Annotated in this window: 17 protein-coding genes, 1 tRNA gene and 2 pseudogenes; 11 read left to right on the plus strand and 9 right to left on the minus strand. The window is 40.1% G+C overall.

Translation table 11 applies throughout. The features are described from left to right. Window positions 1-7 precede the first annotated feature (7 nt). The 3 genes from FXN70_RS01070 (at window position 8) to FXN70_RS01080 (ending at window position 5,412) form a co-directional block, all read left to right on the plus strand. A complete protein-coding gene (locus FXN70_RS01070) occupies window positions 8-742 on the plus strand; it encodes a proteasome-type protease (protein ID WP_324645570.1) in 735 nt (244 codons plus the stop codon). Window positions 743-1,147: 405 nt separating this feature from the next. Next, on the plus strand, window positions 1,148-2,311 hold the full coding sequence (locus FXN70_RS01075; RefSeq protein ID WP_324645571.1) for an efflux RND transporter periplasmic adaptor subunit: 1,164 nt from the start codon (window positions 1,148-1,150) through the stop codon (window positions 2,309-2,311). Further along, window positions 2,308-5,412: an efflux RND transporter permease subunit gene (locus tag FXN70_RS01080; RefSeq protein WP_324646043.1), complete on the plus strand. Its 3,105-nt coding sequence runs from the start codon at window positions 2,308-2,310 to the stop codon at window positions 5,410-5,412. Before FXN70_RS01075 ends, FXN70_RS01080 begins: the two co-directional genes overlap by 4 nt. A gap of 278 nt (window positions 5,413-5,690) precedes the next feature. Here FXN70_RS01080 and FXN70_RS01085 read toward each other — a convergent pair whose 3' ends face one another. The 5 genes and pseudogenes from FXN70_RS01085 to FXN70_RS01105 all read right to left on the minus strand — a co-directional run. Next, a complete protein-coding gene (locus FXN70_RS01085) occupies window positions 5,691-6,008 on the minus strand; it encodes a phenolic acid decarboxylase (RefSeq protein WP_324645572.1) in 318 nt (105 codons plus the stop codon). A 175-nt stretch (window positions 6,009-6,183) separates the two neighbouring features. Then, window positions 6,184-6,573, minus strand: a complete 390-nt coding sequence (locus FXN70_RS01090) for a nuclear transport factor 2 family protein (protein ID WP_324645573.1) — start codon at window positions 6,571-6,573, stop codon at window positions 6,184-6,186. 97 nt (window positions 6,574-6,670) lie between these two features. Further along, window positions 6,671-7,534 (minus strand): Vmh family MBL fold metallo-hydrolase, encoded by an 864-nt coding sequence (locus FXN70_RS01095; RefSeq protein ID WP_324645574.1) that lies wholly within the window; start codon window positions 7,532-7,534, stop codon window positions 6,671-6,673. Window positions 7,535-7,579: 45 nt separating this feature from the next. After that, window positions 7,580-8,233 carry a DsbA family protein gene (locus FXN70_RS01100; RefSeq protein WP_324645575.1) on the minus strand — a complete coding sequence of 218 codons (654 nt, stop codon included), beginning with the start codon at window positions 8,231-8,233 and terminating at the stop codon, window positions 7,580-7,582. 116 nt (window positions 8,234-8,349) lie between these two features. Beyond that, window positions 8,350-8,520, minus strand: a pseudogene (locus FXN70_RS01105) (IS3 family transposase); the annotation flags it as partial. A 316-nt stretch (window positions 8,521-8,836) separates the two neighbouring features. On the opposite strand from FXN70_RS01105, the gene FXN70_RS01110 reads away from it, so the two are divergent. The 7 genes from FXN70_RS01110 to FXN70_RS01140 all read left to right on the plus strand — a co-directional run bounded on the left by FXN70_RS01110 (window position 8,837) and on the right by FXN70_RS01140 (window position 18,173). Continuing rightward, on the plus strand, window positions 8,837-9,778 hold the full coding sequence (locus FXN70_RS01110; protein WP_324646044.1) for an ABC transporter permease: 942 nt from the start codon (window positions 8,837-8,839) through the stop codon (window positions 9,776-9,778). Continuing rightward, window positions 9,778-10,734 (plus strand): iron chelate uptake ABC transporter family permease subunit, encoded by a 957-nt coding sequence (locus FXN70_RS01115; RefSeq protein ID WP_324645576.1) that lies wholly within the window; start codon window positions 9,778-9,780, stop codon window positions 10,732-10,734. Before FXN70_RS01110 ends, FXN70_RS01115 begins: the two co-directional genes overlap by 1 nt. Next, window positions 10,731-11,501, plus strand: a complete 771-nt coding sequence (locus FXN70_RS01120) for an ABC transporter ATP-binding protein (protein WP_324645577.1) — start codon at window positions 10,731-10,733, stop codon at window positions 11,499-11,501. Before FXN70_RS01115 ends, FXN70_RS01120 begins: the two co-directional genes overlap by 4 nt. Before the next feature lie 2 nt (window positions 11,502-11,503). Continuing rightward, entirely contained in the window at window positions 11,504-12,472 is a 969-nt protein-coding gene (locus tag FXN70_RS01125) for a siderophore ABC transporter substrate-binding protein (protein ID WP_324645578.1), read from the plus strand. Window positions 12,473-12,558: 86 nt separating this feature from the next. Then, a complete protein-coding gene (locus FXN70_RS01130) occupies window positions 12,559-14,796 on the plus strand; it encodes a TonB-dependent siderophore receptor (RefSeq protein ID WP_324645579.1) in 2,238 nt (745 codons plus the stop codon). A 186-nt stretch (window positions 14,797-14,982) separates the two neighbouring features. Next, entirely contained in the window at window positions 14,983-16,590 is a 1,608-nt protein-coding gene (locus tag FXN70_RS01135; protein ID WP_324645580.1) for an ABC transporter ATP-binding protein, read from the plus strand. Continuing rightward, on the plus strand, window positions 16,590-18,173 hold the full coding sequence (locus FXN70_RS01140; RefSeq protein ID WP_420714356.1) for an ATP-binding cassette domain-containing protein: 1,584 nt from the start codon (window positions 16,590-16,592) through the stop codon (window positions 18,171-18,173). The genes FXN70_RS01135 and FXN70_RS01140 overlap by 1 nt, the downstream gene beginning before the upstream one ends. 68 nt (window positions 18,174-18,241) lie before the next feature. Here the strand turns inward: FXN70_RS01140 and FXN70_RS01145 are convergent. Continuing rightward, a pseudogene (locus tag FXN70_RS01145) lies at window positions 18,242-18,393 on the minus strand (IS1 family transposase); the annotation flags it as partial. A gap of 259 nt (window positions 18,394-18,652) precedes the next feature. Beyond that, window positions 18,653-18,728 (minus strand) — tRNA-Asn (locus FXN70_RS01150). A 236-nt stretch (window positions 18,729-18,964) separates the two neighbouring features. On the opposite strand from FXN70_RS01150, the gene FXN70_RS01155 reads away from it, so the two are divergent. After that, the gene (locus tag FXN70_RS01155) at window positions 18,965-19,393 is read left to right on the plus strand and encodes a hypothetical protein (protein WP_324645581.1); all 429 of its coding nucleotides are present in this window, start codon (window positions 18,965-18,967) and stop codon (window positions 19,391-19,393) included. 67 nt (window positions 19,394-19,460) lie between these two features. On the opposite strand, the gene FXN70_RS01160 is transcribed toward FXN70_RS01155, so the two are convergent. Beyond that, window positions 19,461-20,687, minus strand: a complete 1,227-nt coding sequence (locus FXN70_RS01160; protein ID WP_324645582.1) for a pyridoxal phosphate-dependent aminotransferase — start codon at window positions 20,685-20,687, stop codon at window positions 19,461-19,463. 187 nt (window positions 20,688-20,874) lie between these two features. Further along, window positions 20,875-22,020, minus strand: a complete 1,146-nt coding sequence (locus tag FXN70_RS01165; protein ID WP_324645583.1) for an FAD-dependent monooxygenase — start codon at window positions 22,018-22,020, stop codon at window positions 20,875-20,877. Window positions 22,021-22,116 lie beyond the last annotated feature (96 nt).

Genomic DNA, 22,116 nt, shown 5'->3' on the forward strand with positions numbered 1-22,116 from the left:
AGTTGTCATGACCTATTGTTGTGCTTTACGTTTAAAAGACGGTCTGGTTTTTATTAGTGATACCCGTACCAATGCAGGAGTCGATCAGATTTCAGTGTTCCGTAAGTTGTATACCTTTGGGGTAGAGCAAGAGCGTTTTATTGCAATTCAAACTGCGGGAAATTTAGCGACAACACAGGCGGTGATTGGGCATTTGCGTAATCAAATTACTTTAAACCAAGAACCAAACTTATATAGCGTGAGTACGATGTTTGAAGTGGCGCAATTGGTCGGGCGAACGTTACGACAAATTATTGCCGATGTGACTGACAATACTCAAGAGCAGAGTAATTATTATTGTAGTTTGCTTGTGGGTGGGCAAATTGGCGATACAGAATTGCAGCTTTATAATATTTATGCGCAGGGAAATTTTATTTGTGCCACCAAAGATACACCTTTTTTCCAAATTGGCGAAAGCAAATATGGTAAACCGATTTTAGACCGTGCACTGACCTATGATATGCCTTTAGATGAGGCTGTACGTTGTAGTTTAATTTCGTTTGATTCAACCTTACGTTCTAATGTTTCGGTGGGGCTACCTTTAGATTTGTTGGTATATAAAGTAGATAGCCTACAAGTGCCAAAAGGTAAGCGAATTACACAAGACAATGAATACTTTAAAGAAATAAGTCGGCAATGGTCTGAAACCTTACGCCGTGGATTGCATGAAATTCCAAAACCCTCAGAAGACTATTTGGTATAAATCATAAAATAAAATAGAGAGCTTTGGACGAGGTATTTTCTAAGGCATAAAGGTGTTTTGAGTGAATTCATCATACTGTGTTGATTACTAGTGGGCTTGGTTTTAAGTTATTCCCCTCGAAAATTAGCCCTCATCAATAAGATTACTTTGTTTATATTGATTATTTTATTGCTCATTTTAATTGGGCAGATTATTTAGATATTTTAATAGATGGCGATTTGTTAATGATACTCAATTACTACAAAAAATGATCTCAATTTTTTGTGGTGATTGGGCAATCTGCACTCTAAACTATGCGCCAAGCTTAGGTTGATCATTGTTGAATATTGAACATGGATAACGTATATGGGCGATTTCTGATCTTCCGTCTTAATGATATTAACTGAAAATTCTCTTGTGAAAACTATGAAAAAAAACGATAAACTTTTGACTCTCATACTCAGTATGACTGTACTGTTAGTTGCTTGTGCAAAGCCAAAAGATGCAGAGCAAGCAGCATCTGAGTCTGCCGTTACCGTCAGTGCAATGACCACACAGATGCAATCGATTAAATTAATTGAAAATTTACCCGCTCGTATTGCAGCCTATCGTGTGGCAGAAATTCGTCCACAAGTGGGTGGTATTGTCGATAAAGTCTTATTCCAACAAGGCTCTTATGTACAAGCAGGGCAACCGCTATTTAAATTAAATGCTGAGATTTTCCAAGCCGATGTAAAAAGTAATGTAGCAAGTTTACAACGTGCGCAGGCTGAAGTTGCACGCTTAAAAACGCTATTAAAACGCTATGCAGAATTGGTGCGCGTCAATGCCATTAGCCAGCAAGAATATAACAATAGCGAGGCAGATTATCGCAAAGCTCAAGCAGATGTGAGTCAAATGCAAGCCACACTTGCCAGACAACAGCTTAATTTAAAATACGCCACGGTTACTGCACCAATTTCAGGAATTATTGGGCAGATTTTGGTGACCGAAGGTGCATTGGTCAGCCAAGGCGATAGCAAATCGATGGCGGTGGTGCAGCAAATTGATAAAGTCTATGTTGATGTTAAACAGTCTTTAAGTGACTATGAAAAACTCAAAGATGCCTTACAACAAGGCAATTTATCTGATACTACACAGCAAGTTGATATCTTAAATAGCCAAGGCAAACCTTATCATGCAACGGGTAAAATTTTATTTTCAGATACCAATGTTGATCCTGATACAGGCGATGTGACCATTCGCATCTTGGCAGATAATCCCAATAAAGAATTATTACCGGGCATGTATGTGCGGATTAATCTGAGCCGAGCGCAAATTGAACACGCGATTTTAGTGCCAGAACAAGCCATTCAGCATGATATCAATGGTAAAACCCAAGTGATGGTGATCAATGCAAAAGGGCAAGCGCAAACTAAATCGGTTACCGTTGGGCAACGTTATGAAAATAGTTATGTGATTACACAAGGATTAAGTGCAGGTGAGCGTGTGATTGTAGAAGGTCTTGATCGTATTCAGCCACAGCATCCTTTAAAAGTAAAAGAATGGCAAAAAACGGCAAGCAACACACACGATAAGGAACAAAAATAATGTCTCAGTTCTTTATCCACCGCCCCATCTTTGCATGGGTAATTGCGTTATTTATTATTTTATTTGGCGTACTCAGTATTCCAAAATTGCCAATTGCTCGCTTCCCAAGTGTTGCACCGCCACAAATTAGCATCACCGCAACTTATCCGGGTGCAACACCCAAAGCATTAAATGATAGCGTGGTGACGTTAATTGAACGTGAAATGTCAGGTGTTAAGCACTTACTTTATTATAGCTCGAGTTCGGATAGTTCGGGCACCGCAACCATTACCACCACTTTTGCACCGGGTACTGATGTAGAACTGGCGCAGGTTGATGTACAAAATAAGATTAAGGCAATTGAATCACGATTACCACAATCGGTACGTCAGCAAGGTTTGATGGTCGATGCGACATCGTCAGGTTTCTTGATGGTGGTGGGACTGAATTCACCCAACAACAAATACTCAGAAATTGACTTAAGCGACTATATGACACGCTCTGTCATCGAAGAGCTTAAACGTGTAGATGGCGTAGGTAAAGTACAAAACTTTGGTGCCGAAAAAGCCATGCGTATTTGGGTCGACCCAGATCGTTTGGTGGCATATGGGTTGAGTATTAAAGATGTCAATACCGCAATTCAAACTCAGAATTTGGCGATTTCACCGGGGCGCACAGGAGATGTGCCGACCTTAAAAGGACAGCAAATTACCGTGCCTTTAACTGCTCAAGGGCAGTTAGAAACCGTCGAGCAATTTAAAAATATTAGTTTACGCTCCAATAAAAATGGTGCCAATGTCCGTCTTGAAGATGTGGCAAAAGTTGAAATTGGCGCGCAGTCATATAGTTTTGCTATTTTAGAAAATGGCAATCCATCGACGGCAGTGGCGATTCAAATGAGTCCGGGTGCCAATGCTGTTAAAACAGCGGAAGGCGTCAAAGCCAAAATCGAGCAATTGAACCTGTCTTTACCAGAAGGCATGAAATTTTCTACTCCTTACGATACTGCACCTTTTGTGAAAGTGTCGATTGAAAAAGTGATGGAAACTTTGTTGGAAGCGATGGTATTGGTTTTTATCGTCATGTTTATGTTTTTACATAATGTGCGCTATACCCTCATTCCTGCGATTGTGGCACCGATTGCATTATTGGGGACATTCTCTGTCATGCTCTTGGCAGGCTTCTCGATCAATGTTTTGACCATGTTTGGTATGGTATTGGCGATTGGTATTATTGTCGATGATGCCATTGTGGTGATTGAAAATGTAGAACGCATTATGGCAAAAGAGGGGCTGTCACCTGTAGACGCCACTGCCAAAGCCATGAAAGAAATCACCAATCCAATTATTGGGATTACCTTGGTTTTAGCTGCCGTATTTTTGCCAATGGCATTTGCGGTGGGTTCGATTGGTATTATTTATCGTCAATTTACCATTACCATGTCGGTGTCTATTTTATTTTCGGCATTTCTGGCACTCAGTTTAACCCCTGCATTGTGTGCAACCATTTTAAAACCTGTTGATAAAAATCACGACAAAAAAGGCATTTTTAAATGGTTTGATCGTAGTTTTGAACAGTTAAATCAGCGTTATGAACGTGGTTTAATTCGCGTGATTCAGCATAAAGTCGTGGCATTATGTGGTTTTGTGATGATTGTCATTGGATTACTGTTCTGCTTTAACGCTGTGCCAACTGCATTTATGCCTGAAGAAGATCAAGGCTGGTTTATGACCTCGATCCAGCTTCCAGCCGATGCAACACAAGAACGCACCCGTAAAGTTGCTGCTGAATTTCAACAGTTCTTAGATAAAGAAACTGGAATTCAAGACAACATGGCGGTGTTGGGCTTTGGTTTTAGCGGTTCAGGACAAAATACAGCCATGTATTTTACCAATTTATTGCCGTTTAAAGATCGTACTATCACTGCACAGCAAGTGGTCAGCCATGCCAATCAAGCCATGCAAGACAGTTCTGAAGGGCAGGTCATGTCGGTTCTGCCTCCTGCAATTGATGAAATGGGCAACTCATCAGGGTTTTCATTGCGCTTACAAGATCGTGGCAATATTGGGATGTTGGCATTGAGAAAAGCACAAGATCAATTGTTGGGACTGGTTGCACACAGTAAAAAACTGGTCGATGTTTATCCTGATGGTTTGCCAGATGGTAATTCGGTACAGCTCAATATTGACCGTGACAAGTTACAAGCCTTGGGGGTTAATTTTAATGATGTGACCGATATTATTTCGACCTCGATGGGTTCAATGTATATCAATGATTTTCCGAACCAAGACCGCATGCAACAGGTGATTGTGCAATTAGATGCCAAATCTCGTATGAATGTGGATGATATTCTAAAAATCAAAGTCAATGGTCGTAGTGGTAAATTGGTTTCAATGTCTGAAATTTTGACGCCAGTCTGGCAAAAAGTCCCACAACAATATAACCGCTATAATGGTCGTCCATCATTGAGCATTACAGGCAGTCCAGCACCGGGGGTTTCTTCTGGTCAAGCTATGCAAGAAATGGAAGCATTGATTCAACAGCTTCCGAAAGGCGTGGGGTATGAGTGGACAGGTACTTCTTTAGAAGAAAAGAAATCAGAATCACAAACCGTGTTCTTACTCTTTTTATCAATGTTGGTGGTGTTTTTAGTTTTGGCGGCATTGTATGAAAGTTGGTCAATTCCAATTTCGGTCATGTTGGTGGTACCACTTGGTTTAATCGGTGCTTTCCTTGCGGTGATGATTCGTGGCATGCCCAATGACATTTTCTTTAAAGTTGGCATGATCACCATTATTGGTTTATCGGCAAAAAATGCCATCTTAATTGTAGAATTTGCCAAAACATTACGTGCAGAAGGCATGAGCCTTGTAGATGCAACGGTTGCTGCGGCTAAACTGCGCTTACGCCCAATTTTAATGACCTCTATGGCATTTACCTGTGGCATCATTCCATTGGTGCTGGCAAGTGGTGCAAGCTCAGAAACGCAAAAAGCAATTGGTACTGGTGTTTTTGGCGGGATGCTCAGTGCAACCTTCTTGGCGATTATTTTTGTCCCGATCTTCTTTATTGTGGTGATGGGCGTGGTGGAACGCTTCTCTAAAACTAAAGCATCGAATTAAAAGCATAGGTAGATGAGTGGGTATTAGGTATGCATGTATATTGAGTGATCACTGGGATAGTTTTGTTATGACTTTTAAAAAGCTGCAAACAGTTGATTGTTAGTTAAGTTTTTCAATGTTGGTATTGATGGGTAGTTGTTGATTACGTCTCGGATCAGGCGAGGCTTTAGGAGAAGTTGTAACTTCTCCTAAAAGCTTCAGAGCCTTTGGTTTAGTCTTATTTTATATCAATAATAGGTTTGTTTAATCCCAGCATATTTTTGCTATACCGCCCTAGATTAAACGATTTCGATATTACCTTGTAAGATTAAAACAGTGGGTTGCGCAGCTGGTTCACCCGGAATAATAATCGTTGTTGAAATTTTTAATTGAGCAGGCTGTACCACTTGAACGACAGTAATCCCATCTTTTTCAGTCCAGTTGACTTGCCAAACATCGGCTGTAATTTGCTGTGCGGTAAAGGTTTCAGTTGCTTCAGAACCTTTTGGAATTCCTTCTAAACATGTCCAATGTAAGGTTGTTTCATCCAAATATTGAACTTGATAAATCACGCCGTTATCGTAAGTAATTTTAATTGTTTGTGGTGCTTGAAACATGAGGGTGTCCTTTTTTAACGTTGAAATATTCGTAATTTGGATTGTGCCTTTTGAAGGTTAAAATAGCTATCTTTTTTGCGATATATCCTTATGTTATGAGAATATATGCCTTAAATTTAAAATGAGTAGCGAATAAACATTCAGGCTTTTTTGCAGTACTTTTAAAAGGAATATTTTATATTAAGGCTGCTTGTACAATTGCACTATCAACGAATTGTTCCATTTTAATAATTTTCCCTGCTTTGAGTTGCCATAAATGTGCAAAAGTCGCCTCAAAATATTTGCCTGTTGTTTTATAAGTACCTGAATATACACCAAAAGCAGCGACTTTATCGCCATCGGCTAAATATGTATGTACTTTGGCTTGGTAAGCATCCCATTCCGTTGCAAGACGTTTAAAAACATGTTGCACAATTTGTTCTGCACCCACATAGGTTCCTGCATACGGAAAGCCTGCAGCTTCTGTCCAAGAAGCATCTTCGGCTAAAACAGCCAAAAGATTTTTGCCATTTTCTTCGGAAGAACCTTCGTAGGTAGAACGTATAATTTCAAGATTGCTAGTCATATTATTCTCATTAATTTGGAAATAGGGGGGAATCATAAAAAAAGTTGTAACCATCTGAGACAGTTACAACTTTAGTTTTAAGCATGCAAAGGCATGATTACCACTTCATTTCGCCTGTATGAACCTTAGAGCTGAGTTCTAAAGAGGCTTCCTCGCCTAAAGACGGGTATTTTTCTTTTACCGCAGCCACGACAGCAGCAGAACCTTTGTCTTTGTTGGCATTTAAGATTTTTTCATAATCTTTCAGGTATTGTGCTGTAAAACTAACTGCTTGGCGTCCTTCAGGAATCGCGCCTAGGTAATGACCTGGAATGACAGCTTTGGGGTGAGAGCGTTCGATTTTATTTAACACTTTAACCCATTCTTTACGTGATTCAGGAGTTTGTGTATCTGCTGTCCATACATGAATACCTGAAGAGATACCAACACCGCCCAATACTGTACGGTTACTTGGTACCCATAGGTAGGATGCATAGCTACCAGGTGCTTTAATTTCTACTTTCTGACCATCTACTTTAAGCGTATTGCCTTTTAATGCAGTTGGAACAATAATTTGTTGCGGCGCGCCATCTTTTAGGATTGGACCCCAATATGCAAGCTTACCATCTTTAGTATCTTGAATATGTTTAACCACTTCAGGCGTTGCTACAACTTGTGCATTTGGGAAGGCTTTTACAATCGGCTCAAGACCAAAATAATAATCTGGGTCACCTGCTGTAATCACGATATGGGTTAAGTTTTTACCACTGTCCTGAATCATTTTTACCAAATTTGCGCCATCTTTTACGCTAAATTGGCCATCGACCAAAATTGCATCTTTATCACCTGCAATTAAAGTGGATGACACAGGGAAAATACCTTGTGATTGTGGATTATAGGTTTTGTAGGTTAGTGGTGCTGCAAAAGCACTGCTACCTAAAAGTGCTGAACTGAGTAGGAGCGTTTTAACTGTTGTATTCATATTGAAGTTCTCTATAGGGTTGTTTTAAGAAAAATAAAAGTGCGTTTAGTTTAATTGACTATCAAGATAGTGTGCGAATTCGTCAGGGCGACCGTAATATTTTGAGACATCAATTTTGATCTGTTTCTGTGTTGTTTGTTCTAATACCAGTGTTGGGAAACCTTGTCCGTGAACACTCATCATCAGTTCACGTGCTTGCATGATTTCCTGACTGACTTGCTTGTTATCGACCGTAGCGAGCCAAGCTTGCCATTGATTGTTTGCAATGTTCAAGTCTGATGTTTCAATCAAGTCACTTAAAACCGAAATCTGAGTAATATCAACACCTCTTTGGTAATAAGCTGTTTGAATCTGAGTTAATAATTTTACTTGTTGCGCAATATTCAGATGTTGTTTTGCGGTTACAAGTGTCTGTGTTGCTGCATAAGAATCTAATACAAATGCAGGTTTGCGTAACAGTTCATTTTTGTAAACTTCACCAAATTTTGCACCCGTAAGTTGGTGAATGTGTTGGTCATACTGCACAATACGTTGACGTAAGCTATTATCCATCGGCTGACGAGAATCGCCGATATATAAGCCACCAAAATGTAACTGCTGTAATTGTGGGTATTTTGATTGGGCTGCATTTATGAGTGGAAGGATACCGTAACTCCATCCACAAATGGGATCAATGATCCAGTGTAATGATTGTGTCACTTTAGATACTCCAAAAATCACTTCAAAATTGTGTCATTGAATGAACGTGATAGGCATTCATTCCTTGATGACAAGAATATTAATTCTTTTTGTAAGTACTTACCATAAAGTTGCTCCTAAATACTATCGTGAACAACATTTCCCTCTAAATTCTTAAAATATTTCTGTTCAAAAGCTTCTGGGCTTAACTAACCATTTGCAAAATGCCTTCTAATTCGAGTTTAGTAAACTTCAACATATTCAAACAAGACTGAATTCGCCTATTTTCTTGTAGAAAATACACTGTCCGCTTTTGGCATAGAAGCAGCATTGAAATGTAAACAAGGGGTTACAATTGTAATAAAATATAATACAATTGATAATTATTCGCATTAATATTATTATTTGTTATTGGTGAGTAAGTAAATCATAAAAGATGTATTTTAAAGTATAAGCAATTGTTTTTATTATAACACGTCGCTACAGGGGTAAAGTTTTCATGAGTCGGTTACATCATGAGAAGTGCATTAGTTGTGTAGATGGTCGAGTGATTGCATATCAGGAATCATTGGATGATTACGGTACAAAGGCTATTTTAGGGTTGGTTATCTAATGATGAAACCAATGCAATTGGGCTGGTGCGGTATTTTTCTGCTCTTATGTTTGATTTCACTTTTACTTGGTGCTGAAAAGTTAGCGTGGTCAGCGTTACTGTCTTTTTCACAAGAATCTTGGCTAACGCTCACAGCAAGCCGTTTTCCTCGGTTGGTGGCAATTATCCTTACTGGTGTGGGATTATCTGTTTGTGGGGTGATTCTACAACACATTGTACGTAATAAATTTGTTGAGCCGGGAACCTCTGGTGGTTTAGATGCTGCAAAACTTGGAATTTTGGTTGCTTTAACTTTAATTCCCAATACAAGCACGTTAAGCAAAATGATATTTGCAATGTTGTTTTGTTTTTTTGCCAGTATGATTTATATCGCCATATTGCGTCAGATTCAATTTAGAAACAGCGTCTTAATTCCTGTTATTGGTTTGATGTATGGCAGTGTCTTGAGTGCTTTAGCTGAATTTTATGCCTATCGCCATAATATCTTACAAAGCATGCAAGGTTGGCTGATGGGCGATTTCTCCAAAATTGTTCAAGGTCATTATGAAATTATATATGTCATTCTGCCCATTGTTGTACTGACTTATTGTTTTGCACAGCGTTTTACCTTAATGGGTATGGGCGAGGAGACGGCAACCAGTTTAGGGCTTAGTTACACAGCTGTTGCTGTCCTTGGACTGATGTTGGTGTCAATTACCGTTGCAATCACCGTCATTGCTGTTGGAGCGATTCCTTTTGTAGGTTTGGTTGTTCCAAATTTAGTTGCACTTAAATATGGTGATCATTTATCAAAAACCTTACCCATAGTTGCCTTTGGTGGGGCGACATTATTATTGATCTGTGATATTGCGGGTCGTGCAATTATTTATCCCTTTGAAGTACCAATTGGTTTAACCGCAGGCGGCGTAGGCGGTTTGATTTTCCTCGTGCTGATTTTCCGAGGGCTTCGATAATGCAGGTGATGAAGCGATGGGCGATGCCACTGTTCGCTATGCTTATTGTTGGACTGGCACTTTTTTTTATCTTTTTTGATTCGAACTTAGATTTTGACTACATCATTCCAAAGCGATTGATACGTTTAGCAACCATCGGATTAGCAGGCATATGTGTTGCGTTTTCCTCCATTATTTTCCAAACATTGGTTGGTAATCGTATTTTGACACCTTCAATTATGGGCTATGAGGCAGTTTATTTATTGTGGCAAGTATTATTGCTATTTGTTGTTGGCACACAGGGTTTAACGCTGTTGGGGCTAAATGGTAATTTTTTAATTTCGCTCATTTTAATGTTGTCTTATTCGTGGTTAATCCAAAAATGGTTATTACCATTGGCACGGCATGATGTCTTTTTATTACTTCTATTTGGCTTCGTCCTCACCATGGTGATTGGTACCATTACTCAATTTATTCAACTTAAAATTAGCCCTGGAGAATTCTCTGTTTTTCAAGGTTTTAGTTATGCCAGTTTTAATCGAACGCAATCTGAAACATTGTTATATGCCAGTATGGCTGTTGCGATTGTGTTATGGCTGAATCGAGAAAATTTGCCTGTGTTAGATGTACTTATTTTAGGTCGAGATCAAGCAATTTCTTTAGGAGTTGATCATCCGCATTATGTTCGCTTGTATTTGGCTTTGATTGCCATATTGGTTGCAGTTTCGACCAGTCTGATTGGCCCAACTGCATTTATGGGCGTGTTTATTGCCAATATTGCCTATGCTTTATCGGGTCGTTATCAGCATCGGCGTACGCTCGCCTTTGCGTGTCTTGTGACGATCGCAATTTTTATGATAGCCCAAATTCTTGTTGAACATCTTTTTAATTATAAAACTACGGTCAGTATTTTAATTAATTTGGTTTGTGGCATTTATTTTCTGGTGCTAACAGCACGCGTGAGAGGTGTGAAATGATTCATGTCAAAAATATTCAAAAAACTTACGGTGCAAAAACCATTCTTACAGATATCAATATTGAATTTCCTCAGCATCAATTGACATCTTTAATTGGGCCAAATGGTGCAGGCAAGTCCACATTGCTGATGATTATGGCACGTTTGCTTGAAGCCGACTGCGGTGAAATTTATTTAGATCAGCACAATATTGCCCAAATTAAAACAGCTGCCTATGCCCAAAAAGTAGCCACGCTACGTCAAACCCCTGGCTTTAATTTACGTATTACAGTTGAAGAATTAGTCGCTTTTGGACGCTTTCCTTATAGCCGTGGCGTTTTGACGGTCGAAGATCATCGCATTATTGATGAGGCGATTCAGTTTTTATCTTTAGAGTCGTTACGCTGTGCATATTTAGATGAAATTAGTGGTGGACAACGTCAGATGGCTTTTCTAGCCATGACGATTGCTCAGCAAACAGAGATTCTTTTGTTGGATGAACCACTCAATAATTTAGATATGAAACATGCTGTTTTGATTATGCGCGCACTGCGCCGTTTGTGTGATGAGCAAGGTCGAACCGTGATTGTGGTGATCCACGATATCAATTTTGCCAGTAATTATTCCGACCATATTGTGGCTTTAAAAAAGGGGCAGGTTCATTTTGATGGGCCAACCCAACAGGTGATTACCGCTGCACAATTAAATCAGTTGTATGAGCTAGATTTTGAAATTACATATAGCGAGCGTGGCTGTATGTGTAACTATTTTAATCGATCTGAGATTTAAAGATGAGAAGGAATAAACGACATTGGGCTGTGGCTCTTATGCTAATCAGTACTGTTGCTTTATCAGGGTGTAATCAACATGCCAATGAATCGACACAGAATGTTCAAAAATTAGCTGAACCGATTACGGTACAGCATGCGCTTGGGCGTACGATAATTGATCATATTCCACAGCGAGTTGCTGTTTTAGATATGAATGAAGCTGATTTTTTAGATCAGCTCAATATTCCAATTTTGGGCATGCCAAAAGATTTCATTCCACATTTTTTAGAAAAATATAAAACGGATGCGAATGTACAAGATTTAGGTGCGATTGTGCAGCCGAATGTAGAGCGGATTTATGCACTTAAACCCGATTTAATTTTGATGACCCCTTTGCATGTGAGTCAGTATCCTGAATTGTCTAAAATTGCGCCGACTATTCACTATGATATTAATTTTAAACAAAGCGATGGTAATCATATTCAATTGGTGAAAGAGCACTTGATGTTGTTGGGGAAGATTTTTAATAAAGAAGATTTAGCTCGCCAAAAAGTGACACAACTTGAGACCGAGGTGAAACAAGTTCAAGCCATTACCGCACAGCATTCAGAACGTGCATTGATTTTACTGCATAACAACGGTGCGTTTAGTAATTTTGGGGTGAATTCACGCTATGGATTTGTGTTTAAAAACTTTGGTGTGAAGCCCGCAACAACAACGTTAGATACCAATTTGCATGGTCAGCCCATTTCAAGTGAATTTATCAAACAAGCTAATCCAGATATTTTGTATATCGTTGATCGAACTGCGGTTATGGAGCATCGCACGACAATTAACGCATCAAGTATTGAAAATCCTTTATTACGCCAAACGAAAGCTTGGAAAAATGGTCGAGTCATTTTTGTCGATGCCGATGCTTGGTACACCACTGCTGCAAGTCCGACATCACTTAAAATCATGATGAATGACATTAAAAGAGGTTATCCGTAAATGCTTACATTCTAAAGTAATCCAATTTAACTCACTGCCAAAGACGTGCAGTAGCAATAAAAATTCAAATTATTAAAGGCCTTATTATGAATAACGCGATATTGAACCGCGGTTTTGCCGTAAACAAACACACAAATACTGAACAAGAATCAATTACATTAAGATTTGTATTATCAAGTATTGAATCTGCACGTATCGCTTTACGTTGGGGTTATGCTTTAGGTACAACATTTATGTTATGTGTATCTAGTGCTTATGCTGCTGATAAACAACAAGATATAAGTTCAGATACAGCTACTTTACCGATCATTAAGGTCAAAGCTGAGCAAGATCAGACGCATACCAAGGGACAATTGGCATCAAAAAGTCATTTAGGTTTTTTAGGTGATAAATCTGTTTTAGATACGCCATTTAATACAGTGGCATATACCGATCAATATGTTCAGAACATTCAAGCACAGAACATTACCGATATTATTGCCAAAACAGATCCGACTGTGTTTACCAATAATGCCAGTGGTGGTTGGAGTGAGAATTATTATATTCGTGGGTTTAGCTCAAGTACCAAAGATATGTCGATGAACGGCATGTATGGCATTACGCCATATTATCGGACGTCACCTGAAATGTTTGAACGCGTTGAAGTTCTAAAAGGGCCTTCTGCATTACTCAATGGCATGCCACCTTCAGGTTCAGTCGGCGGAACCGTCAATTTAGTGACAAAACGCGCAACCGATACGCCCGTTACACGTTTAACTACAACCTATATGTCCGACTCACAAGTAGGTGGGCATTTAGATGTTGGACGACGCTTTGGTGAAAATAATGCATTTGGTGCACGCTTAAATGCAACATACCGTGATGGCGCAGCCGCAGTGGATAATCAAGACAAAAAAGCCACAGGTTTAGCACTTGGTTTAGATTGGAAAGGCGAGCGTGCACGATTATCAGCTGATTTATATAGCGCACAAGATCGGGTGGATGGTGTCAACCGAGGTATTAGTGTTGCCACAGGAATTGCGGTTCCAACCGCACCGAAAGTAACAACTCAATTAAGCCCAAGTTGGGGATATGCTACAACGAAAGACAAAGGTTTTATTGTACGCGGCGAATATGATTTAACTGATGCCGTAATGGCTTATGCAACTTATGGGCAAAGCGACAGTGAATATACTTATAATGGTGCGATTGGTGGTACTATTATTGACAATGCAGGCAATTATAATACCACAGTTGCCCAACTGGCATTTGAGGCCAAGAAAAAATCGGCTGATGTCGGCTTGAAAGGTCATTTTCAAACGGGTGAAGTGGGGCATCAGTGGGTTGCTAATGTGACATATCATCATCAAAATTACGAAGAGTACGGCAGACGTGCTGTTGGTGTAATCACAAACAATATTTATCATCCCGTATGGACAGGGACAGACGTTGCACTACAAACATTACCTGCAATTACCAAAACAGGCTTAGAACAAATCAGTTATGGTTTAGCTGATACGTTATCTTTTGCGGATGACAAACTACAACTGACTTTAGGCATGCGTCATCAGCAAATTGTGAGTGAAACGTTTAATGCGACCACCAAAGTTAGAACAAAGCGTGATAAAGACAGTGCAACCAGTCCTGGTGCTGCTATTTTATATAAGCTAAGCGATCATGTTTCGGTATATGGAAACTATATTGAAGGCTTTAGTATGACCACCGCACCGAATACCGCAACAAATTCGGGTGAATTCTTTGGCCCGTATAAAACCAAGCAGCAAGAATTGGGGGTGAAGTGGGATTTAGGGACATTTACCAATACCTTAAGTATCTTTAACATTCAACAGCCGAATAGCTATTTAAATACAGCAAACGTTTTCTCGGTGGATGGCGAGCAACGTAACCGTGGGATTGAATGGGGCTTTTTTGGTTCGCCACTGGAAAATGTGCGTTTAATGGGCGGATTTGCCTATGTTGATCCAAAATTGACGAAAACGACCAATGGGGTAAATCAAGGTAAAGTCGCGACAGGCGTGGCAAAAAATCAAGCGAAGTTAGGCGTAGAATGGGATACGCCCGTTGTTTCAGGCTTAACGCTTACAGCGAATGCAACAGCAGTGTCAAAACAATATATCAGCGCGGATAATACGTTATCTGTTGCGGGGCATACGCTGTATGATGTTGGCGCACGCTATACAACTCAAATTGCGACACACCCTGTCACCCTTCGTGGTGCAGTAAATAACTTAACCAATAAAGCGTATTGGGGAATGCCACAAATATCTAACCTTGCTTTAGGTGCACCACGGACGTATTTGTTGTCTGTAGCTGTTGATTTTTAAGTCAATTTTTCAATATACAATAACCTGCCATGAATGGTCGGTTATTGTGAATGTCATACACCTTTTATTCAAGAAAAGGAAAATATTGATTTATGCGATTTGAATTTTTAGAACAAACACAGCAATTGGAACAGGTCAGCCACAGGCTGCGCTTAAAAGAAAGTATGAGTTTAAAGTGGGTTGTATATGCGTAATTTAAGTTTATTGGACTTTATCACCGCACCATCATTTGCCCCTGCTTTAAAGCCTGCTGTTCCGACATTGTTGTTGGGTACGCTTGCTGCTGTATTTTCAGGCATATCGATGTTGACTGGATTATGGGGAATCATTCGGTTTATTGGTCATGTTTCTGCCTATTGGGTGATTTTCTCACTGCTATTTTTAATGTTAGCCGCAGTATTCACAGCACTTTCTTCTTGGCTAGTTCACTCTGCTGAAGCGGGATTTTCTGCACGATTACGTCGCCAAGTTGCTTCGCATCTTATGCACTTAGCGGCAACAACGCGCTCCAAACAAAGTGAGCAACATTTAAAACGCTTATTGGTGGATGATATTTCGGCATTACATCACATGGTGGCGCATCTTCCTGCTGAAGTTGCAACTTTTGTGGTTGTTCCGCTTCTTTCGATTGTTTTACTGCTGCATTGGGTGGGACTTGCTGCACTTTGGATTTTGTTACCTGGTGCTCTTGCCTCGTTGTACTATTTAATCGTTGTGCCTTATGTTTCCAAACGAGATGGCGCTGCGCGTATGCAGGTCATGCTCGATATTATTGCCGCTGCCGATGATTATGCGCGAGGGATTCGTGATTATCGTATCTATGGTCAGCAAGCCAGTGCTTTAAGTGCATATCGTGAATCTGCGCAAAACTTTACCTCACGTATGGTGTCTTGGGTTGCAAAAGTTGCTACTTTGGCTGCATTGGCGACCGCACTTTTACAAGCTGGTGCAACTTTTGCAATTGCGTATTGGGTCGCACATGCTTATGACAATATCACGCTTGCGGCTGCACTTTTTTTTAGTTTGGCCATTGTAACGCCAGCCCTACGTTTGGGACATGGCCTAGACTATGTCACAGCAGGGCGTGCTGCTGCGACTCGATTGTCGCTATTTTTTAAAGAACCTGTCCTTGTCTCTGGTGATATACAGCACATACAAAATTCAGCAGATTTTGAGATCATTGATGCAACAATGTGTATTGATGATCAAGTGTTATTTGAATCATTAAATCATCAATTTCAAGCAGGTACGATTACCGCAATTACAGGCCCAAGCGGCATTGGTAAAACAACTTTACTTCGTATTTTAGCGGGATTAGAAAGGTTAAACCAAGGCGCAGTAAGATATGCAAACACCGACATGTCACACTGGCACGAACAACTTCGACATGCACAAATTTTATTTGTTCCCCAAGGTGGCGACGTGTTGCCCACCACCGTCAGAGAAAATTTAACCCTTGCTTTGAATGAAACGGATGATGCGCAGCTCAAACGTGCTTTATCTAAGGTACAACTGAATGTGAGTTTAGATGCCGATGCGAGCCTGCTTTCAGGCGGTGAAAAGCAGCGGATGAACATGGCTCGTGCATTTTTATCTTCGGCATCTATTATTTTGTTAGATGAGCCAACCAGTGCTTTAGATCAGAATAACGCTGCACAGTTGATGCAGGAATTACAAGCATTCGCTAAAAATCAGCATAAAACAATTGTGATGGTAACGCATGATTTGGCCTTAGCGGCAACTGCTGACCAAAAAATTGCATTAGAGGGTGTTGCAGGGGGAAACAAGGCGTGATCAAAATAATTGAACAGTTCAAAAAAACGCAGAATTTTTCAATGCTACCGCGTGTAGCCAAGCAACGACTCATGATTGTTGGCCTAGGTTGGGTGGCTGTGGCTGGACTTGAAGCGGTCGCCTATAGTGTACTGGCTTGGTCGATTGTGCAACATGCCGCACCCACTTGGGTGTTAATGAGTGCAGTTGCGGCAATTTTAATGACTGTTTTGGTGACACGCGCAGGCTTCTTAACAGGGGTGCGTTTGGCAGGGGATTTATTTGCTGAATTAGGTCATGCTTTGGCACGGGCCAAGCTGTCATGGTTTAATGCAGAACAGCGAACCAAAATCACACAGATGGCAGGACGTGGCATCCCTGGGTTTATGAGTATTCCTGCACACCAACTTCAAAGTTTGTTACACGCACCTTTTTTACCCATATTTTTGGTTGTTGGCATTGGTGTTGTTGCAGGATTAACTACGGCTCTTGTGGCTTTGGTATTTATTTTATGTTCATTACTGATACAAGGTATTGCCCAATATGCTTTGATGTGCAGTGACAAAAAGCGTAGTGCTGTGGATTTTACTGCCGCGCAAGCAAGCCTAGAGTTGATTGACCATTTAGAGCTATTACAAAGTGCTGTTGGCCCAGAACGTGCGTTACAAAGAGTAGCACAACATTGGGGCGAACAAGAACAGACCTTGGCACGTACAAATACAGCGGCGGCATGGGCTTCACTGGTCGCCACATTTGCCAGTGTTTTACCAATAGCGGGAATGACATTTTATTTACTTATCACAGATATCCACAATAGTGGCTTGATTTTAGCCTTATTGTTATTAATTGGCCGAGCAGCTGCGCCTTTAGCCGAACTTGCAACAGCAGGATTAAATGTGAATGATTTGCTCAGTGCATTTAAAAACTTTAATCAGCTGACTCATCCGCCAGAACTTGCTCAAACGCTACATCCCCAGCAGCCTATAAATGAAACCCTTTCAGTTCAAAATATGAGTTATGCACCTCGCTTAAATCAGCTGAGTTTTGATATTCAAAAAGGCAGTCGCGTCTGGGTGTCTGGAGTAAGTGGCAGTGGTAAAACGACTTTACTTGAATTATTGACGCGGTTTGATGATCCGCAAGCGGGTTTGATCAGTTTGGGCGGTGTGCCACTTGACCAGATGAGATACGAAGATTTAGTAAGCAAAATTGCTTATGTTGCGCAAGAACCGATTTTGTTTACAGGCAGTCTTGCCGAAAATATTCGTTTAGCCAAGCCTGATGCGAGCATTGCAGAAATAGCATTTGCCGCAAAGCAAGCTGAACTCACGACGCTTATTGAACGTAATATTGATGGCATTCATCAAATGGTGGGGCAACAAGGCGCAGCATTGTCTGGCGGAGAGCGTCAACGCGTGGCAATTGCACGGGCATTACTAAAAGGAGCAGAAATTCTCATTCTTGATGAAGCGACTTCGGCTTTAGATGAAATAACTGAATCTAAAATTGTAAATACAATCTTGGCACTACAAGTGACAGTTATTTTTGTGACGCATCGTGATGCAGCAATGTGGCAACCTACGCAAACCATTCATTTAGCTTAGAAAAATAGTGATGAATAGACACGGTTTAATAAGGAGTGAATGGTATTTCAAAATTATGCTGGCATTACCTATCCATTGATATAAAAGAAGACTAAATCAAAGACTTTGACATGATTCTCAAGCTTTAGGAGAAGTTACAACTTCTCCTAAAGCTTCATCTGATCCGATGCAGTAATCGACAATTATTACTCTCAATACCGACCGTGAACAACTTATCAATCAAATGGTAGCAGATTTTTAGCGCTTAGTTATATAGAATCTCCCAATTGAAAAGTCTACTGTTACTTCACACACATCACTAGATCTCTGTTGAGTTACATCAATTGATCCAATTTTTTGGATTTAAATATATAAACATAAAAACAACTTAATTGATTAAAATTTATACAATATTTTGTAATGTTGTGAAAGAAATAAATCATCTGCTAAATTTTTAGACATAAAAAAGCCCGCTTTAATGCTGCGGGCTTTTTAATATTTGGCTCTCCAACCTGGGCTCGAACCAGGGACCTGCGGATTAACAGTCCGTCGCTCTACCGACTGAGCTATTGGAGAATCTGAAGCCGATTATAAAGAAATTTTATGATGGGTCAAGCTGATTTTATACTAGTATAGTTTGTCTGTTTTATATTTAAGCAATGGAACAAAAGTTTCAAAAAATACTTGAGATTAAAAAACAAAATTGCTTAAATGAATAACGATATAACAAGGTTTGAAATAGCATTGCTATTTCACGTGTGGATTTAACCCAACTTGCCAGCACAAAATGGCTAAACAGGAGGTCGTGTAACATGTCGACATTAAAAATTCAGGATATCTTTTCCCATTTTGAATGGTATCAAAGTTATTATTTAACTATTATTCAAAACCCATCGCAATATTATCAACCGGTCGAAGCCGCAGAAATTCACTTTGGTTTTTTAAGTGAACAAAAGTTATATTTGGGTGATTTATTACAACTTTGGTTTGGCCATAAGTGGATAGAAGGTTTTGCAGCGGTTCAAAATAAAAACGTTGCACAATCGGTACAATATTTACAAAGTGAACAGCAAACGGAGTCATTTTATCTGTTTTCAATTTTTTCAGATCGTTTGCAAGATCAGTCGACAGCATTCGCATGGTCGACGCGCGAACAAAAAATTGTAACGGTAAATATTTCGCAAACACTCGATTATTATTTAGGTTTTATTGGCTTGGCTCGACCAAAGCAAGTTGGTTAAAGTAAATCGATTAGAAGCAAGAAGCCCATTTTAATCAAAATGGGCTTCTTGCTTTAAATGGTCTGAATTATGCTTCAGCAGCAATAGATGCAATTGCGGCATCTACACCTTCAATTGAATCGGCTGCTTTCTTGATACGTGCAAGCGCATCAACCAACACCGCGTCGGCAGTGGCATACGAAATACGCATAAAACCACCCAAACCAAAGGCATCACCTGGAACAACAGCAACGCCAGTTTCTTCAAGTAACCATTCAGAAAATTCGGTGCAAGATTTTAAACCTTTTGCGCGAATGAGTGGGCGAATGTTGGCATAGGCATAAAATGCACCATCTGCTGCCAAACAAGAAATTCCATTAATTTCATTTAAGCCATTCACCACTAAGTCGTGACGGCGTTTAAATGCTTCAATCATTGGTGTTAATACATCTTGTGGGCCGTTCAATGCAGCTTCTGCCGCAACTTGCGAAATTGAAGTTGGGTTAGAGGTTGATTGTGATTGAATTTTTTTCATTGCACCAATCAGTTTTGCAGGGCCAGCCGCATAACCAATCCGCCAGCCTGTCATTGCATAGGCTTTAGATACACCATTTAAAACAATGGTGCGCTCATAAAGGTCTGGTGCAATCGTTGCAATATTATAAAACTCATCATCCCAACGAATCGGTTCGTACATATCATCAGAAGCAATGTAAACTTGAGGGTGTTTGCGTAGCACTTCTGCCAACGCTTCAAGTTCTGCTTTAGTGTAGATCATCCCTGTTGGGTTTGATGGGCTGTTAAGGACTAAAAGACGCGTTTTTTCAGTAATCGCCGCTTCTAATTGTGCAGGCGTGATTTTAAAGCGTTGTACTTCACCACATTTGACAATAACAGGTGTACCTTCAGCAATAATCACCATATCTGGATAACTTACCCAATATGGCGCAGGGATAATGACTTCATCGCCTTTATTTAACAAAGCCAAAGCTAAGTTAAAAAACGATTGTTTACCACCACAAGATACTAAAATTTGGTTGGCTTGATAGTCTAAGTTATTGTCGCGTTTGAATTTCGCAATAATTGCTTTTTTTAGGCCTGGCGTACCATCAACAGCAGTATATTTGGTGAAGCCATTATTAATCGCTTCAATTGCTGCATCTTTGATGTGTTGCGGGGTATCGAAATCAGGTTCGCCTGCACCTAAACCAATAACATTTTTACCAGCAGCTTTAAGTTCAGCAGCTTTATTGGTTACGGCAAGTGTAGGGGATGGTTTGATGGCATTCACACGATCTGACAGACGTACGTCCACGGCAGTATTCCTTTTTGTGATGGATTGAAAAACAAAATCAATCTATCTTAACGTAAAAAAACAAACATGCTAGTCTAGAATGAATGATTTTCATTTTATGTGTGTAATCGATAAAAAACAGCACAAATCCAATATTTGTGCTGTCATGTTAAAATTGCTTAAAACCTTAAGTTAATTTACGTTTGCTTTAACGATTAATTCGAACAATTTGGCGACCGCCAATGCGTAACACAAGGCGTCTAAGTAAAGAAACTGTAGGATTGGCAGGGCAAAACACTTGTGCTTTTAAAGGGACGAGTAAGCGATGCTTGCGAATGAGTGGGCGCATTTTCTTTTCCCATTTTTCAAGGGCGATTGAAATGTCTTCATGTGCGCTAATGGCTTCGGCAAGTTCATAACCACCATCAATTGCTGTGCCCGCGCCCATGCCAGAATATAAGGTTAAACACCATGCCGCGTCGCCAACTAAAACCACACGACCTTTAGACCAACGCTCCATATTTACGGTATTTACCGAGTCAAATAAATAGTCTTTACTGGTTTCTAGATCTTCAAGTGCCTGTTGTACGATTTCTTGATTTGGCATATCTGCATAGAGCGCTTTGAGGGTTTCGCTTGGTTTTTGCTTAAATTGGCTGTCGGGGTCCTTGCAACGATAAGCAAATAAAGCGGTATTTGGATGGTCGGCTAGTGGGAAAATCCATAACGACTTTTCAGGTTGCACCGACATAATGCCATCGTGTTCAACAAAGTTTTTAATGCTTTTTTTGAGCTGATAAGCACAAATCATAGAGCCCATATATTGAATATATTGTTCATGTGGACCAAAGGCGAGTTTACGGACGGTAGAGCGGAGTCCATCACAGCCAACAACCAAGTCGAATTGTTCGTCAAAGCTTGCATCGTCGGAGGCGTGTTTAAAGGTGACGTTGACCTTTTCACCTAAATCTTGAATGGCAGTTGGTATGAGATTATAACGGACTTCTATTTGTTGTTTTTCTATGTTTATCCATAAGCCTTCCTCTATATCACCGCGTAGCAAGACCGCAGGCTTCGTCAATTGGTCAGCAAAACCTGCAACACGAATACGGCTGCCATCATCGAGTAAATCCCAATTGCGTGACTCCATAGGGGTGCGAACATGAATGTCTGGCAATACGCCTAGTTTTGCCGCGGCTTCTTTGCCTGCACCTTGCAAGCCAATAAAATAACCACCTGTACGGCGTTCGGCAGCACGCTCAATAATCATCGGCTCCCAACCTTTTTTCTTTAATGCAATTGCGGTTGCCATACCTGCAATACCGAGACCTACAATTAATGCTTTCTTTGACATTTTAATTTTCCATATCGGGTAGAATTAGAGTTATTATTACATGGTAAGTTAAACTTGCAAGTTTTGCTTACTAATTTGCTGCAAATTAAAACGGTA

The organism is Acinetobacter sp. MD2 (assembly GCF_035615575.1).
Taxonomy (GTDB): domain Bacteria; phylum Pseudomonadota; class Gammaproteobacteria; order Pseudomonadales; family Moraxellaceae; genus Acinetobacter.

Bases quoted from the DNA above. Each gene is read 5' to 3' on its own strand.
- FXN70_RS01090 (WP_324645573.1), bottom strand. From the start codon at position 6,573: ATGACTAGCAATCTTGAAATTATACGTTCTACCTACGAAGGTTCTTCC.
- FXN70_RS01125 (WP_324645578.1), top strand. From the start codon at position 11,504: ATGAGAAGGAATAAACGACATTGGGCTGTGGCTCTTATGCTAATCAGT.
- FXN70_RS01130 (WP_324645579.1), top strand. From the start codon at position 12,559: ATGAATAACGCGATATTGAACCGCGGTTTTGCCGTAAACAAACACACA.
- FXN70_RS01165 (WP_324645583.1), bottom strand. From the start codon at position 22,020: ATGTCAAAGAAAGCATTAATTGTAGGTCTCGGTATTGCAGGTATGGCA.
- FXN70_RS01155 (WP_324645581.1), top strand. From the start codon at position 18,965: ATGTCGACATTAAAAATTCAGGATATCTTTTCCCATTTTGAATGGTAT.
- FXN70_RS01085 (WP_324645572.1), bottom strand. From the start codon at position 6,008: ATGTTTCAAGCACCACAAACAATTAAAATTACTTACGATAACGGCGTG.
- FXN70_RS01120 (WP_324645577.1), top strand. From the start codon at position 10,731: ATGATTCATGTCAAAAATATTCAAAAAACTTACGGTGCAAAAACCATT.
- FXN70_RS01095 (WP_324645574.1), bottom strand. From the start codon at position 7,534: ATGAATACAACAGTTAAAACGCTCCTACTCAGTTCAGCACTTTTAGGT.
- FXN70_RS01115 (WP_324645576.1), top strand. From the start codon at position 9,778: ATGCAGGTGATGAAGCGATGGGCGATGCCACTGTTCGCTATGCTTATT.
- FXN70_RS01070 (WP_324645570.1), top strand. From the start codon at position 8: ATGACCTATTGTTGTGCTTTACGTTTAAAAGACGGTCTGGTTTTTATT.
- FXN70_RS01110 (WP_324646044.1), top strand. From the start codon at position 8,837: ATGCAATTGGGCTGGTGCGGTATTTTTCTGCTCTTATGTTTGATTTCA.
- FXN70_RS01075 (WP_324645571.1), top strand. From the start codon at position 1,148: ATGAAAAAAAACGATAAACTTTTGACTCTCATACTCAGTATGACTGTA.
- FXN70_RS01135 (WP_324645580.1), top strand. From the start codon at position 14,983: ATGCGTAATTTAAGTTTATTGGACTTTATCACCGCACCATCATTTGCC.